The organism is Tateyamaria sp. LSS28, assembly GCF_059611725.1.
The window spans coordinates 1-15713 of sequence record NZ_JCAPFI010000008.1 but is presented as its reverse complement, the minus strand read 5'-3'; the positions used below and the strand labels follow the sequence as shown (position 1 = coordinate 15713).

The following is a 15713-nucleotide window of genomic DNA, read 5'->3' as shown; positions in this document are numbered from 1 at the left end:
AAGCAATGGGGCAGTGCTAGGTGAGAAAAATATATCAGGGTTTGATGGGCCGCCAATGGGTGCGTTGACGCTCGGCCTGATCGCGGCGTTTTGCTGGGGCGTGCACGATACGCTTGTACGCTACATCTCGCGGCGGGTGGGTGTTTTCCAGTCCCTGTTTCCGGTGCTGGTGAGCGGATGTATCGCCACAACCATATTGGCAGGCGCGCTTGGCGCCGACGGGCTGGCAACGGATGCCGCCGTGTATGCAGTTCTGTCGGGCGCGATCTTTGGCCTCACAGGTGCTGCTTTTTACAAGGCGCTGGCGATTGGACCAGTGCCGGTCGTGGCTCCGATTGTCGCGAGCTTTCCCATCCTGTCGGTGGGCTGGGCCGTGATGAATGGACAGACCGTGACGGCCCTTCAATGGATTGCGGTGCTGATTGTGGTCGTGGGCTGCGGGTTCGTTGCAGCCACGTCGAAGGATGATACAGGTGCTGGTGCGCAGCCTGCAGCCATCCTGTGGTCCGCGCTGGCGGCCATCGGGTTCGCAGCGTCCTTTGCCGTTGGGCAACTGTCCGTCGACGGCGGGTCGGAGATGACGGCCATCGCGGTCGCGCGCGTGGCTGCGGTCTGCGTTGTTGGAGTGGCTGCGCTGATCCTGCGGCAACCGGTCATACCGGCCAAGTCGGCGTTGTCGGTGCTGGCGATCATGGGCGTGCTGGACGCGACCGCGATTGGTGCGGTGATGCTGGCAGGCAGTTTTGCCTATCCCGCCTTTGCGTCTGTGGCGGCGTCAACCTTTGGCGTGCTGACCATCATTCTGGCTGCCGTGTTCCTGCGCGAGGCGGTGGCCCGTATCCAATGGCTCGGGATCGCGGTTGTATTCATGGGGATTGGCTATCTGGCCGTCTGACGACCCTCATAGGTTAAAAGCTGGATGCTTTTGCGTGACCGCATTTTGGACGGCGTCACACCGTATTCCCCTTTGACCGCCTTGGCCATGGTTGTGCAGGAGGCAAAACCGCAGGCAATAGCGATGTCGATCATGGGCAGCAGGGACTCTTCGATCATGGTGCGCGCACGTTTCACCCGCAGGCGTTTATAGAAACGCGCGGGCGTGTCGTTAAACGTGGTGCGGAACACCCGCTCCAGATGCCGGGTCGAGACACCAACCCGCGCCGTGATTTCATCCATGGACAGGGGGTCGTTCACCGTGTCTTCCATCAGGCGGATGACCTTGGTCAGGCGGGCGTCAAACATGCCTTCGTTGTCCGCCATGCCCTTGGGTTGCTCCGCGTCGCTTTTGCGGAGGGTCTGCAGCAGCAGGTGATTGCCTAGCTCGGCCACCTGCGGGCTGGTCAGGTAGGGCGCCACCAGGCCCACCATCAACTCAAGTGTCGCCCCTGCACCTGCGGCGGTGATGATGCCATCGGAGTTTTCACTGAGATGCGTTGTGAGCTTGGGGTGATAGCCGGTTTCGACAAGGCTCGTGATGTCGCGCCAGTGGGTGGTGACGCGCCCACTGGGGGCCTTGGTCGCCTGAATATAAGCCGTGGCGGCGTCGGACAGCACCACCACGGTGCGCGCCTTGCGCTGCATCGCGCGTGCCCGCGCCAGCCATTTGCCTGCTGCGGCCCCCTTGCCGCCGACCACAACCATCATGTCGGCCAGCCGGTGGTCGCCAATGGCCGGTTCGGCCCGCACAAGGGCGCCCTGATCGCCCGCGATGATGCCGGGTGTGTCTGTGCTGTAGCGCCAGGAGAACAGATCGCGCCCCAAAAGCGTGTTGGCGGTGGCCAGCACGTGGGTGATTGATGTCAATTCAAGCCCACTGAACCCCTTGGTGACATGGATTTCGATCACCCGCGATTGCGCTTGGGTGTCTATCGCGGCGGCTACGTCGAAACGGTTGTCGGGTTTGCCCATCTCAATCCATCCATCCTGCTGCGACCTGGCGCTGGTGCGCTACGGTTGCGTTGCGCATCAGAATTGCCACCGTGACCGGCCCCACGCCGCCCGGCACGGGGGTGATCCAGCCTGCGATGTCTCCGACCGCGTCTGTATCGACGTCGCCCACGATTTTGGGTGTGCCGTCTGGCCCGTCGATCTGGTTGATCCCGATGTCGATCACCGCAGCGCCCGGCTTGATCATGTCGGGGCCCAGAAAGTGCGGAATGCCAACGGCCACGACCACCACGTCGGCTCGGCGCGAGTGCATGGCAACCGACCGGGTCAGGTGGTGGCAGACGGTGACGGTGGCCCCTTCGGCCATCAGCATCATGGCGGCGGGTTTACCAACGATTTCGGAGTGGCCGATCATCACCACTTCCAGCCCTTTGAGGTCAAGGCCCGTTTCCTTGATCAACTCGACGCTGGCCGCTGCCGTGCAGGGTGCCAGGGCCACGTCCGAATAGACGATGTTGCCGATGGACGCGGGGTTCATCCCCTCGACATCCTTAAGCGGGTGGATCGCCGATTGCAGCGAGCGCAGGTTGATGTGATCAGGCACAGGCCGCTGAAGAATGATCCCCAGCACCTCGGCGTCATCATTCATGCGCTGGATTTTCGCTTTGGCCTCATCCTGAGTGATGTCGCCGTGCCAGAATTGGGTTTCAAAGGGCAGGTTGGCGCGGGCGGCGCCGCGTTCCTGATTGCGCACGTAGACCGCGATTTCCGGCACGTCACCGATCGAGACCGAGACAAGCCGCCCAATGGGGCCGTTCTCTTCGATGAAAGTACGGCAGGCGTTCAGGATCCGGGCAGCGACAGAGCGGCCGTCGATGTGATGATGGGTCTGGGCGCTGTCTTTCACTGGGGTTCCGGTGACATTTGCTGAGCTAACACGTTCGACCGTTCCAGATTATTTCCCTTAGTGCAACTTTTTTTACTGTTGGTGTGGGTGGCTGTTGAGTAAAACCCTAGACGCTAGCCATCCCGCCGCCACTGGTTACACTTCTTGAATGGTGACCTTAGAGTTCCTTGCATCTGAGCCTCCTGCGGTATCGGACTTTGACGCCCCAGTACGCGTCACATTGTTCGACTAAAGTGCGTATTGATTCAAAGCCCGCTGTCGAGGCGCTGCGGCGCAGCGCGATTGAACACAGGCAAGGTCGGCTTTGGGCCGGAACAAATCCTACTTTTGGCGCTATTCACTAGGCTGGATTTGTTGCTTCCAAACTGCTGAAGCGCTGTCGCTGGAGGACAGCGAACCGTTGGCATCCGGTTTCGAAGGAGAAAGAGAATTCAACAACATTTGGTAGGTTTTAGGGTTTAAATTTTCACTTCTCCAAAATTAATACGCATTGTTAATGTGGTAAAGGAACAGCCCGGCGGACCTCCTGTCCGCCACTCCTCTCAATCTTTCTATCTGCGTTGCTTTGGCCGAGGTATCGCTGTCGTCGCCGAACGCAACGTCCTGCTAGAGTAGGGATCATGTGTGGTTCGATTGATTTCATTCCTGGGTCACTTAGGTTGGTTTGAAGGCAAGGACTATAAAGCACATGACCGATCACTCACACCTGTCGCGCCCGCTGGCGGTGCCTGCGGGGCGCATCTCGCGATTTGGGCGGATGGGATCGCTTGCTGCAGGTGTGGCCGGGCGCATGGCCGTCGGCGGCGCGCTGCAACTGGGGCAGGGCCGTCGCCCTGTTGCGCGCGATTTACTGCTGACACCCACAAACATGCGCCGCATCGCGAACGAGCTTGCGCGTATGCGCGGCGCTGCCATGAAGGTCGGGCAGTTGATGTCGATGGACACCGGCGATGTGCTGCCGCCTGAGCTGGCCGATATCATGGCCCGGCTGCGTGCAGATGCGGATTTCATGCCGCCGCAGCAGTTGCGCGATGTGCTGGACGCGGAATGGGGCGCAGGCTGGCGCAAGCGGTTTGCACGTTTTGATGTTCGGCCCATTGCTGCTGCATCGATTGGCCAGGTTCATAGGGCACAATTGCCCGATGGAACCGATCTTGCCATCAAAGTTCAGTATCCCAGTATCGCGCGCAGCATAGACAGTGATGTTGCAAATATCGGCCGATTGATCCGATTGTCCGGTCTGTTACCCGACGGCTTTGCTATCGACCCCTACTTGGATGAGGCGCGTTCGCAGTTGAAGGAAGAGGCGGACTACCACGCTGAGGCCGCACATCTTGAACATTTCGCTGCATTGCTGAAGGGCGACCCGAGCCTAACTCTGCCAGAACTGCACGCGCCGCTTTCCACGGACAAGGTCCTCGCCATGACCTTTGTGCCGTCAGACGGGATCGAGAGTGTCGCCGACTTGCCGCAGGAACAGCGCGATCATGTCATGTATGTGCTGTGTGATTTGATGTTGCGCGAGCTGTTTGTGTTTGGCGCCATGCAGTCCGATCCTAACTTTGCCAATTATCGCCATGACCCTGACACTGGGCGCATTGTACTTTTGGATTTCGGTGCAACCCGCAATGTGCCACCAAGGCTGTCAGAACAGATGCGTGCGCTCATGCGGGCCGGGAATGAGGGGGCGCGTGCCGAGGTGGCACAGATTGTTGCGGCGATGGAACTGGTGCCTGAAACGGTGGATGAGCCGTTTCGCGCACGCATCCTTGATATGATCATGCTTGTTTTCGACGAGATACGTGCATCTCCTTTCTTGGACATTGCCGCGTCTGGACTGTCCCAGCGTTTGCAACAGGCAGGGGAGGCACTGGCGATTGACGGCTTTGTACCGCCGCCGGTTCCAATGGACTTGCTGTATATTCAGCGCAAGGTTGCGGGCATGTTCTTGTTGGCCAATCGGTTGCGTGCGCGCGTCCCGGTCGCTGATCTGATGGCTAAGCACATGGATCACACATGACGGCTTTGCCTCCGGTTTTACAGTTTAGCGGTGTTAAGAAGTCATTCGCCAATGGTGGAGCACCTGTACCGGTTCTGCGCGGTGTCGACCTGACGCTGGAAGCGGGGGAGACATTGGCCCTGACCGGAGAATCTGGCAGCGGCAAGAGCACGCTTTTGCACATTGCCGGTGGGCTTGAAACGGCAGATGAGGGCGTTGTGCGTGTCGCGGGCCATGATCTGGGGGCAATGTCGGACAGTGCGCGCGCAGAGGTTCGATGCAAAGACGTGGCCGTCGTATTTCAGCAGTTCAATCTGATCCCGTCATTGACGGTAGGTGACAACATCACGTTCCAGGCGCGGCTGTCCGGACGGGTAGACAATGATCTGATCCAGCGTCTTTCACAGCGATTGGGCCTGAAAGATCAAATGCGAAAATACCCCGAAGCCTTGTCCGGAGGTCAACAGCAACGCGTGGCGATCGCGCGCGCGATCGCGGCTCGGCCCAAAGTGCTGCTGGCTGACGAACCCACAGGAAACCTGGACGAGGGCACGGCGGCCGAAGTCTTGGACCAATTGCTTCATCTTGTTGAGGATACAGGGGCGGCGCTGCTTTTGGTCACCCATTCACCGGCCATTGCGGCACGGATGGATCGACGCTTGCATCTAAGCCAGGGACATCTCGCATGACACGTGCCTGCATGGCAGCGCTACTGTCTCATTGGCGGCGAAACCCATTGCAGCTGTTTGCCTTTCTGGCGGGCCTCGCCCTGGCAACGGCACTTTGGTCTGGCGTGCAGGCCATCAATGCAGAGGCACGCGCCAGCTATGATGCTGCCGCTGCAACGCTGGGTGAGGGTCAGTTCGATCAGATCGTGCCAAAAACGGGTGACAGTATTGGGCAGCAGGACTTCGTGGAACTGCGCCGCGCAGGATGGCTGGTTTCGCCCGTGCTTGACGGACGGTTCGAGGGCGTCCGCCTGCTTGGTTTTGACCCTCTTTCTTCGCCTGCGGGTTTTGGCGTCGGGCAGGTGGCCCAGACCAGTGATCTGACGGCCTTTCTGGATCCCGGGCAACTCTATGCAAATGCAACCACTGCGGCACGACTGCAGACTGAAATCGAGATAGTCATTGATCCCGCCATCGCGCCTAGCATCGCGGTGGGTGACATCGGTGTCGTTCAACGATTGCTTGATCGTGATGATCTGTCGCGCCTCTTGATGCAACCTGTGCAACCGATGGCAAAGCCCGACCTTGATGACGTCGCACCAGGGCTGCGCCTGCAACGCGCAAACCAAACCGCCGATATGGGAGAACTGACCGACAGCTTTCACTTGAATCTAACCGCCTTTGGTTTGCTCAGCTTCGCCGTGGGCCTCTTCATCGTGTACAGTACGATCGGCCTTGCCTTTGAGCAGCGCCGGGGGCTGGTGCGCACCTTGCGCGCGCTGGGTGTGCCTTTGCGACGCCTCGTCAGTTTGATGCTGATCGAGCTTCTGTTGCTGGCACTTGTTGGCGCAGGTTTGGGTATTGTTCTGGGTTATGTGATCGCGGCCATCTTGCTGCCAGATGTGGCTGTGACCTTGCGGGGGCTGTATGGCACCGAGGTTGCTGGAACGCTTCAATTCCGTGCGTCTTGGTGGGCTTCGGGTCTTGCCATTGCGGTGCTTGGGGCCTTTGCTGCCGCTGGTGGGCGGCTGTGGCAAATCGCGCGCATGCCCCTGCTGGCGAGCGCGCGACCCCGCGCATGGGCCATGACTTCTGGACGTATGCAGCGTGTACAAGCAGCTGTTGCAGCTGCCTTGCTGCTTTGTGCGGCTGGGCTTCTCTGGGGCGGGTCGGGCTTGTTGGCCGGATTTGCGCTCTTGGGGTTTTTCCTGATCGGCGCAGCGTTGGCTTTGCCGGTGGTTGTCCATCCGTTGCTCAGGTACGCGGAAAACCTTGCGAGAACCCCGGCAAATCGCTGGTTTTGGGCGGACACGCGGCAGCAATTGCCAGGTCTTAGTCTTGCCTTGATGGCGCTCTTGCTTGCGCTTTCGGCCAATATTGGCGTGGCAACCATGGTGTCCAGCTTCAGGCAGACATTTGTGGACTTTCTGGATCAGAGGCTCGCATCGGAATTGTATGTTGAAGCCACGGATGCAGCGCAAGCCGCAACGATCGAGACGGCGATGGCCGGGCAGGGGGTCACGGTCCTTCCACTACTTGCAGTGGATGTACAGGTCGCGCGGCTTCCAGCCCGCCTTTTTGGTGTGCGTGTTGGCCCAACATACCGGGACAACTGGGCGTTTCTGGATGCGGTGCCGGACGCCTGGGATCAGGTTGAGGCCGGGGAGGCGGCGGTCGCCAATGAGCAGCTTGCGCGGCGTGCGGATTTGTGGGTCGGGGATCAGATCGACATTGCGCCGGGACAGTCATTGCCCATTGCCGCGGTGGTGGCCGATTATGGCAATCCGAAAGGGCAGGTTGTCGTAGCTGAAACCCTGTTCCGCCATCTACATCCGGACATTGCACCCCGCCAATTTGGCTTGCGCACGCAGGACCCGCAGCAGGTCCGGGGTGTTCTAACGGACGACTTGGGCATTGCCGACAACGCAATTACGGATCAGTCGGCGATCAAGGCCTTTTCACTGCAGGTGTTCGACCGCACCTTTACGGTGACGGCCGCGTTGAATGTACTGACGCTGGCGGTCGCTGGCTTTGCCATGCTGATGAGTTTGCTGACATTGGCCGATCTGCGGGTCCCGCAATTGGCTCCTGTTTGGGCGCTTGGACTGACACGGCGCAAGATTGGACAACTTGAAATGATGCGCGCCGTTGTCTGTGCTGCGCTGGTATGTTTCTTCGCGTTGCCTGTTGGCCTTGGGCTGGCCTGGGTGTTGCTGGCGGTCATCAATGTCGAAGCGTTTGGGTGGCGCTTGCCTATGTTCCTGTTCCCTGGTGATTATGCGCGCCTGGGTCTTTATGCCATACTCGCAGCTCTAGCGGCGGCTGCGTGGCCCGCATTGCGGCTGGCGCGAACACCGCCAAATGCGCTGCTCAAGGTGTTTGCCAATGAACGTTAGAGCAGTGATTTTCTGTTTGCTCTGGCCAATTGCGGCGCTGGCGCAGGGTTTTGCGGGGTTGGGATCCGATGCCGATGGTTTCGCCGTGCCACAGCCAGGTCGGCAGTTTGACTTTCCCGCCGATCACGGCCCGCATCCGGATTACAGGATTGAATGGTGGTATCTGACGGCCAACCTGAAGGCTGCGGATGGCACACCATACGGGCTTCAATGGACATTGTTCCGGTCGGCTCTTGCACCGGGTGAGAGCGAGGGTTGGAGATCGCCACAGGTGTGGTTTGCCCACGCTGCCGTCACAACACCCGACGCGCATTTCGCAACGGAACGCTTTGCACGCGGCGGGATCGGGCAGGCTGGTGTGCAGGCTGATCCATTTCGCGCGTGGATTGATGAATGGACCATGGAAGGCCCGGATCTGGATACGCTTTCGCTTAGCGCTCAAGGTTCTGACTTTGGGTACGACATGGCGTTGCAGGCCGACGGGCCGTTGGTTTTTCAAGGGCAAGACGGGTATTCGGTAAAATCGGCCGATGGACAGGCCAGTTACTACTATTCGCAGCCGTTCTATAGCATTACTGGCATCTTGGTTCTGCCGGAAGGCCCCGTTGAAGTCACAGGTAGTGCATGGTTGGATCGCGAATGGTCGTCGCAACCTTTGTCAGAAACGCAATCGGGGTGGGACTGGTTTTCCTTGTCTTTTGAGAGCGGTGAGAAGTTGATGGGCTTCCAGCTGCGCCAACGCGATGGGACGTTTTACAGCGCATCCACATGGATCGATCCGGATGGTGGTACGACCGCGTACCCGGATGGTGCATTTACGGCTGAGCCTGTCACGCGAAGTGCTGTTGCCGAACGTCACGTGCCGACGACGTGGCGTGTCCGCCTGCCCGACAGGGGCGTCGATGTTTCTGTAGAGGCATTGAATACTGAGGCATGGATGCCCTTGGCCATTCCATATTGGGAAGGGCCCGTGCATATCACTGGCAGCCACGATGGCGTCGGATATCTGGAGATGACGGGATATGAGTGACCCGGGCGATTTGGCAGCCTTTCTGTCCACAGCGTGGCTGCAGATGCGTCGAGGTGTTGCGGATGGCAGATCACCGGCGCGATACCCGACCTTTGCCACCGTGTCGCCGTCCGGCGTGCCCGAGGCGCGCACAGTCGCATTGCGCCGCGCCAATGAACCTGACGCGGTGGTCGAGGTGCACACCGATATCGTGACGGCCAAGATAGAGGCATTGCGCCAATGTCCAAAGGCAGCCGTTCACATGTGGTTGCCCCGATCGCGCCTGCAAATTCGTTTGACCACGACCGTTGAAATCCTGACGGGAGCCTTTGTCGAGCGGGAATGGGACAGGGTTCCCGTTGCATCGCGGGTGTCCTATGGGACGGCACCCGATCCCGGCACACCGATCGAGGATGTGTTTGCCTATGACAAGCCGCCGGTCCGTGAGCGTTTTGCCGTATTGCGATGCACGATTGACCATATTGATCTCGTGCATCTGGGCGAGAAACACCGCCGCGCCGCATATGTCCGGGAAGATGGTTGGAGGGGCTCTTGGTTGGCACCATAAGGCGAACCGTCGCCTGCCTGCGCGAAGCGTCCCGACCAAAAGTCGCGAGACCGGTGAGTTGTCTACTCGTCGTCGTCCAGGGACGGCAATAGCCTGACGATAACCCCCATCAGCAACGCAGTGCTGATGCCAAAAGTCAAAAGGCCGGTGATGGCAGCGAATGTCCCAAAGATGCGCAAACCCGAACCCAATAGCAGATCACCGTATCCCAATGTCGTATATGTCGCGGTCGCGAAGTAAAAACTGGTCGGAAAATCATCAAATGCCCGCATGGCGAAGAACGCCAATGCCCATGCCCAGACCTGAACTGTATGCGCGACCAGTAGAATGAGCACGTTGAGCCCAGTTATGATCAGTGTCCGCAAGCGTGATCCGGTTTCTTCCAAACGATCGGCGGCACGCGCCAGAAACGGGACAAGCATCGCAACGGCTCCGACGTGGATCAGGGCGCAAATCGTCAAAAGCGCGCTGCCAAGCAGGATTTGGGACGCAGCAGTCATTGGCGGCCTTTCGGAAGGTCACAGTTTGATCCTGTACTGTGCAACGCGATATCCGAAGGCTCAAGACCCTGTAAACAGGTGGCTTTCCACGCCGCAGCTATATGCCTAGGTCAGCTGCCAAGCAGCAGGGTTCGACATGTTGCCAGATGAGTGTTGGCGACATGGCGCGCGGTCTTGGCGCGGTCGGCGCGTGTTCCAAAGCTGGCTTGCTGCAAGAGCGCTGCGTGGGCAAGTTTGACTTCTACCCTGTGACTGAGGATTGCACGGCCCTGTCCGGGTGCAAATGATGCGTCGGTCAAACTGACAAAAGAAGCCCGGTCTTGCTCGTACACTTGCGCCACAGGATCATTCAGAAGCCATGCATGCTCCATTTCAGCCGAGAAACGGCCAGCGCATTCGGCGAAGGAAAAGGCGATGTCGTTGTCGGCTGCGGCCTGTGTGATCCCGGTTGCCATAACGACGAACGCTGCGCACATCGTTTTTATTCTGCTCATGTATTGAGCATTGCGGTCAAAAAGCTGCGCGTCAACTGTGCATAATATAAAGAATTGTGGCGGATTCTTTCAATCTCGAGCGGTCGGGTCTTTCGCGGCCGGAACGACTCCGCGGCAGATGATTTCAGTTTCTATCCAACAGACCGGATGTCTCGCGCTTTTCTGATGCGCTCGAAATGGTTTCCATGGCATCCTCGGCGCTGAAAAGGCGGGAAAACGGATACAATTGTCGCGCTTGCGTGACTGGCATTGAGCCTTTGCCGCTGACCCGTTATCTGCACGGCATACAATGGTGTGCAGAACGTCATGCCATGCGCCCCTCGTGTGAGAAACAAGCGAAAGACTGCATTATGTCCCAAGACGCCGCTCCCGACATCATTTACACCGTCACGGATGAAGCTCCACAATTGGCGGCCGCATCGCTGCTGCCCATCGTGCGTAAATTCGTGTCTGCCGCAGGCATCGACGTGTCAACGCGTGATATCTCGGTCGCGGGCCGTATCCTGGCAACATTTCCCGAACGTCTGACGGACGCGCAGGCGCAAAGTGATGATCTGGCGGCCCTCGGTCAGTTGGTGACCACACCGGACGCAAACGTGATCAAACTGCCAAACATTTCGGCCTCGGTGCCGCAGCTGCAAGCGGCGATCAAGGAACTGCAAGGTCAGGGCTTCGACATTCCCGACTATCCGGAAGCGCCTTCCACGGATGAAGAGAATGACATCCGTGCTCGCTACGACGCGATCAAGGGCTCCGCCGTGAACCCGGTCCTGCGCGAAGGCAACTCGGACCGCCGTGCGCCTGCCGCTGTCAAAGCCTATGCCAAGGACAATCCACATTCGATGGGCGCGTGGAGCGCCGACAGCAAGACCAAGGTATCGACCATGGGCGCTGGCGATTTCCGGTCGAACGAGAAATCGGTGACCTTGAGCGACGCACAGGCCGGTGCTTTGAAAATCGAGCATACGGCAGCAGATGGCACCGTGACGGTGCTCAAGGATGGCCTGAGCATGGAGGCGGGCACCATCGTCGACGCGACCTATATGTCGCGGGACGCGTTGATGGCATTCCTTGGCAAAGCGATTGATGACACCAAAGCTGACGGTACCCTGTTCTCGTTGCACATGAAGGCAACAATGATGAAGGTGTCGGACCCGATCATCTTTGGTCACGCGGTTCGCGCCTACCTCAAGCCTGTCTTTGACAAATACGCTGACGATTTCGCAGCCGCCGGTGTGAACCCTAACTCCGGTCTTGGCACCATGCTGGACGTGATTGCGGGTATGTCCAACGGCGCTGAAATCAAGGCCGAGATTGACGCGGTCATGGCGGATCGCCCACCAATGTACATGGTGAACTCTGACAAGGGCATCACCAACCTGCATGTCCCATCCGACGTGATCATCGACGCTTCAATGCCTGCCGTGCTGCGCGCTGGTGGCAAGGGCTGGGGTCCGGATGGGAAAGAGGGCGACACGAACTGCGTTATCCCCGACAGCTCTTACGCGCCGGTCTATGCCGAGACGGTTGATTTCTTCAAAGCCAATGGCGCGCTTGATCCGACAACGGCCGGGACCGTGCAGAACATCGGTTTGATGGCGAAAAAAGCCGAGGAATATGGCTCGCACCCAACCACTTTCGAAATCCCGGCAGACGGTACGGTCAAAGTGATCGCGGCCAATGGCGGCGACGTGCTTACCAGCCATGACGTGGAAGCTGGCGACATATGGCGGATGGCGTCGACCCGAAAAGAAGCGGTTGTGAACTGGGTTGATCTGGCGATTTCACGCGAAGCCGCAACGGGTTATGCCTCGGTCTTCTGGTTGGATTCCACGCGCGGCCATGACGCTGAGCTGATCAAGATGATCACCCCGATCCTGACCGAAAAGGGCAAGTTCGATGCGTTCCAGATCATGGACCCAGCGGCCGCCACGCGCCACGCGCTCAAGGTCATCACTGCGGGTGACAATTGCATCGCCATTACCGGCAATGTGTTGCGTGACTATCTGACCGACCTGTTCCCGATCCTTGAGGTGGGGACATCGGCCAAAATGCTGTCGGTCGTAAAGCTGATGAACGGTGGCGGCATGTTCGAAACCGGGGCAGGTGGGTCCGCCCCGAAGCACGTGCAACAGCTGGTTGAGGAAAACCACCTGCGCTGGGACAGCTTGGGTGAGTTCTGCGCCATTGCAGAAAGCCTGCGCTTCTTTGGTGATGCACACGGCAATACGAAGGCGTCCATCATGGGTGATGCCGCGGATGCTGCGATCATCAAGCTGCTGGGCGAGGGCAAATCCCCGAGCCGCAAGGTCGGTCAGCCGGACAACCGTGACAGCCACTTCTTTTTTGCCCTCTATTGGGCCGAAGCGTTGGCGGCACAAAGCGATGACGCGGATCTGGCCGCATCCTTTGCCGATCTTGCCGCATCGCTTGGCGGCAATGCAGACACGATTTCAGCAGAACTCATGGCCGGTCGCGGTGCGGCGGTCGACTTGGGTGGCTACTACAACACCGACGCAGCCAAGGTGGCGGGCATCATGCGCCCATCCGGGACCCTGAATGCCCTGATCGACAGCTAGGAGTCTCGCGTCGCCGGGCGCTTTTCCCGGCGGCGCTCACTTCGCAGTATTCAGGTTGTGAATGCTGTGCCAACGTGAAGCGCCAAAATTGAGACAATTGGCTATCATATCTTTCGGATAGTCAAAAGTGGGGCGGCTTGTTCGTGAATGTCACGTCTCCCGTCTCAGCTGACCTTGCGTCGCCTGACAACAACCCCCTAGCGTGCGCCGGACTGCAAAGTGAACCAAGGCATCCGATGGCACGTGAATACCTCAAGAAAGCAACGCTGACCGCAACATCAGGGGCGTCTGACGTCAACCAGATTGTGAGCGATATTTTGGCCGATATCGAAACTGGCGGTGATGCCAAGGCATTGGAGTATGCGGCCAAGTTCGACAAGTATGAAGGCAACGTGCTTTTGACTGCTGACGAGATCGAAGCGGCTGTCGCCCAAGTACCTGACAAGCTGAAAGCGGATATTCGGTTTGCCCATGACAATGTGCGCCGGTTTGCAGAGACACAGAAAGCAACGGTAGCGAATGTTGAGCTTGAGGTTGTGCCGGGCCTGATCGCCGGGCAGAAGGCGATCCCCGTCGATGCAGCCGGTTGTTATGTGCCCGGCGGTCGATACAGTCATATTGCCAGCGCCATCATGACGGTCACAACGGCCAAGGTTGCGGGCTGCAAGCACATCACCGCGTGTTCACCACCGCGTCCGGGCGTCGGTGTTGCGCCGGCCATTGTCTATGCCGCGCATATCTGCGGTGCGGACAAGATCATGGCCATGGGCGGCGTGCAGGGCGTCGCGGCCATGACATTCGGCCTGTTTGGCTTGCCCAAGGCGAACATTCTTGTCGGTCCCGGCAATCAGTTTGTGGCCGAAGCCAAGCGTATTCTCTTTGGTCGCGTGGGCATTGATATGATTGCGGGCCCGACTGACAGCCTGATCCTAGCCGATGGAAAGGCCGACGCGCATATCGTTGCGACCGACCTCGTGAGCCAGGCCGAGCACGGCTATAACTCACCCGTTTGGCTGGTCACGGATAACCGTGATTTGGCTGAGCGTGTGATGGAAATGGTGCCCCAGTTGATCGATGATCTGCCGGACGTAAATCGCGAGAACGCGACCGCGGCCTGGCGCGACTATGCCGAGGTCATCCTGTGTGCGGACCGTGAAGAGATGGCCGCCTGTTCGGATGATTACGCACCGGAGCACCTGACCGTGCAAGCCGAGGACCTGGATTGGTGGTTGGAACGGCTGACATGTTACGGTTCGCTGTTCCTTGGGGAAGAGACAACCGTTTCGTATGGCGACAAGGCATCTGGTACAAACCACGTGTTGCCGACATCTGGCGCGGCAAACTACACAGGCGGCTTGTCTGTACATAAGTACATGAAGATCGTGACATGGCAGCGTGCGACCCGTGAAGGGTCGAAACCGGTGGCAGAAGCAACAGCTCGTATCTCGCGCCTTGAGGGGATGGAGGGGCACGCCCGCGCCGCGGACGTACGTCTGGCCAAGTATTTCCCGGGTGAGAACTTTGATCTGAGTGCCGAGGGCTGAGCCGGTTGGCATCGGCAAGGCTGTTGCTGATGCGGTGGCGGGGGAGAGGAGCCGGCAAATGAAAGCACTTGTTTATGATGGCGTCGAAACTCTGACATTTCGCGATGTGCCGGATGCAGTGCCGGACCCCGAGCAGGAACTTGTGCGCGTGGTGGCATCGGGCATCTGTGGATCAGACATGCATGCTTACTTGGGACATGATGACCGACGACCCGCGCCACTGATCCTTGGGCACGAGGCGGCTGGTGTGATCGTAGGTGGGGACCGCGATGGCAAACGGGTCACGATCAATCCGCTGGTGGGCTGCGGGATCTGTGCCGCTTGTACCTCTGGCCGTGACAATCTCTGTGCGGACCGCAAGATCATTTCCATGCCGCCGCGCGAAGGTGCCTTTGCTGAATTTGTGGCGATGCGCCCCGCAAATCTGATCGAAGTGCCGGACGCTGTGTCTCTGGACAAGGCTGCTTTGGCGGAACCGCTGGCGGTCAGCTGGCATGCCGTTCGTCTTGGGTTGGTAGCATTGGATCCAGCGGCCAGCCGCTCTGCGCTTGTATTGGGCGGCGGCGCAATTGGTCTTGCCGCAGCCTTGGCATTGAAAGCGCAAGGCCTGTCCAATGTCACCATCGCCGAGCCGAATGAGGCAAGGCGCAGCTTTCTGGAAAAACGATGTGACATTCCATGTTTCCCCGCGGGGACAGGCAGCTACGGGCTGGTTGTAGATGCCGTCGGATACGCCGCCACACGGGCTTCAGCCTCATCACTCACGGAACCTGGCGGCGTGATCGTTCATATCGGGCTTGGCGAAGACACCGGCGGTCTCGATATTCGGCGCATGACACTGCAGGAAATTACATTCATCGGCACGTACACCTATACGCCGCAGGATTTCCGCGACACATGCAGTGCAATTTTCGATGGGCGCTTGGGTCCGCTGGACTGGGCCGAAGAACGTCCTTTGTCGGACGGGGCCCGCGCTTTCGCCGACTTGCGCAGCGGAGCGGTTGCTGCGCCCAAGATCATCCTCCACCCCTGATGCCGGAGACAGCATATTCATGACCATAGACAAGAAGATTACCGATGATCTGGTTGCGAACGACATTTCGTTTGTGACGACGGTGCCCTGCAAACAGCTTGCGGGTGTCATCGACGAGATCGACCAGCA

At 59.0% G+C, this 15713-nt stretch carries 13 protein-coding genes and 1 pseudogene; 10 read left to right on the top strand and 4 right to left on the bottom strand.

Annotated features, from left to right (window positions below; translation table 11 throughout):
- The first annotated feature begins 55 nt into the window (after nt 1–55).
- Nucleotides 56–895 (top strand): EamA family transporter, encoded by an 840-nt coding sequence (locus tag AC53L6_RS20980; protein WP_496909255.1) that lies wholly within the window; start codon nt 56–58, stop codon nt 893–895.
- Here AC53L6_RS20980 and AC53L6_RS20975 read toward each other — a convergent pair.
- Together AC53L6_RS20975 and AC53L6_RS20970 are read right to left on the bottom strand one after the other, a co-directional pair.
- Nucleotides 880–1908, bottom strand: a complete 1029-nt coding sequence (locus AC53L6_RS20975; protein WP_496909254.1) for a GlxA family transcriptional regulator — start codon at nt 1906–1908, stop codon at nt 880–882. The two genes, AC53L6_RS20980 and AC53L6_RS20975, sit on opposite strands and share 16 nt — an antisense overlap.
- A 1-nt stretch (nt 1909) precedes the next feature.
- Nucleotides 1910–2794: a bifunctional 5,10-methylenetetrahydrofolate dehydrogenase/5,10-methenyltetrahydrofolate cyclohydrolase gene (locus AC53L6_RS20970; protein WP_299605506.1), complete on the bottom strand. Its 885-nt coding sequence runs from the start codon at nt 2792–2794 to the stop codon at nt 1910–1912.
- Between the two features lie 688 nt (nt 2795–3482).
- On the opposite strand from AC53L6_RS20970, the gene AC53L6_RS20965 reads away from it, so the two are divergent.
- Genes AC53L6_RS20965 through AC53L6_RS20945 form a run of 5 tightly spaced genes read left to right on the top strand, consistent with a single transcriptional unit; the run spans nt 3483 to nt 9434 of the window.
- Entirely contained in the window at nt 3483–4814 is a 1332-nt protein-coding gene (locus AC53L6_RS20965; protein ID WP_496909253.1) for an ABC1 kinase family protein, read from the top strand.
- Nucleotides 4811–5482, top strand: coding sequence for an ABC transporter ATP-binding protein (locus AC53L6_RS20960; RefSeq protein WP_299605502.1), 672 nt, complete (start codon nt 4811–4813; stop codon nt 5480–5482). Before AC53L6_RS20965 ends, AC53L6_RS20960 begins: the two co-directional genes overlap by 4 nt.
- Nucleotides 5479–7857: an FtsX-like permease family protein gene (locus AC53L6_RS20955; protein ID WP_496909252.1), complete on the top strand. Its 2379-nt coding sequence runs from the start codon at nt 5479–5481 to the stop codon at nt 7855–7857. The genes AC53L6_RS20960 and AC53L6_RS20955 overlap by 4 nt, the downstream gene beginning before the upstream one ends.
- Nucleotides 7847–8887 (top strand): lipocalin-like domain-containing protein, encoded by a 1041-nt coding sequence (locus tag AC53L6_RS20950; protein ID WP_496909251.1) that lies wholly within the window; start codon nt 7847–7849, stop codon nt 8885–8887. Before AC53L6_RS20955 ends, AC53L6_RS20950 begins: the two co-directional genes overlap by 11 nt.
- Complete coding sequence (locus tag AC53L6_RS20945; protein ID WP_496909250.1) at nt 8880–9434, top strand: pyridoxamine 5'-phosphate oxidase; 555 nt, start codon at nt 8880–8882, stop codon at nt 9432–9434. Before AC53L6_RS20950 ends, AC53L6_RS20945 begins: the two co-directional genes overlap by 8 nt.
- A gap of 62 nt (nt 9435–9496) precedes the next feature.
- Here AC53L6_RS20945 and AC53L6_RS20940 read toward each other — a convergent pair whose 3' ends face one another.
- Together AC53L6_RS20940 and AC53L6_RS20935 are read right to left on the bottom strand one after the other, a co-directional pair.
- Nucleotides 9497–9934: an ion channel gene (locus AC53L6_RS20940; protein WP_299196390.1), complete on the bottom strand. Its 438-nt coding sequence runs from the start codon at nt 9932–9934 to the stop codon at nt 9497–9499.
- A 110-nt stretch (nt 9935–10044) separates the two neighbouring features.
- A complete protein-coding gene (locus AC53L6_RS20935; protein WP_299749116.1) occupies nt 10045–10428 on the bottom strand; it encodes a hypothetical protein in 384 nt (127 codons plus the stop codon).
- 350 nt (nt 10429–10778) lie between these two features.
- Between AC53L6_RS20935 and AC53L6_RS20930 the strand changes: the two genes are divergently transcribed.
- The 4 genes and pseudogenes from AC53L6_RS20930 to AC53L6_RS20915 all read left to right on the top strand — a co-directional run.
- On the top strand, nt 10779–13007 hold the full coding sequence (locus AC53L6_RS20930; RefSeq protein WP_496909249.1) for an NADP-dependent isocitrate dehydrogenase: 2229 nt from the start codon (nt 10779–10781) through the stop codon (nt 13005–13007).
- A gap of 236 nt (nt 13008–13243) precedes the next feature.
- On the top strand, nt 13244–14551 hold the full coding sequence (gene hisD / locus AC53L6_RS20925; RefSeq protein ID WP_299605487.1) for a histidinol dehydrogenase: 1308 nt from the start codon (nt 13244–13246) through the stop codon (nt 14549–14551).
- Between the two features lie 58 nt (nt 14552–14609).
- Nucleotides 14610–15584, top strand: a complete 975-nt coding sequence (locus tag AC53L6_RS20920; protein ID WP_496909248.1) for a zinc-dependent alcohol dehydrogenase — start codon at nt 14610–14612, stop codon at nt 15582–15584.
- A gap of 19 nt (nt 15585–15603) precedes the next feature.
- Nucleotides 15604–15713: pseudogene (locus AC53L6_RS20915) on the top strand (sulfopyruvate decarboxylase subunit alpha); the annotation flags it as partial.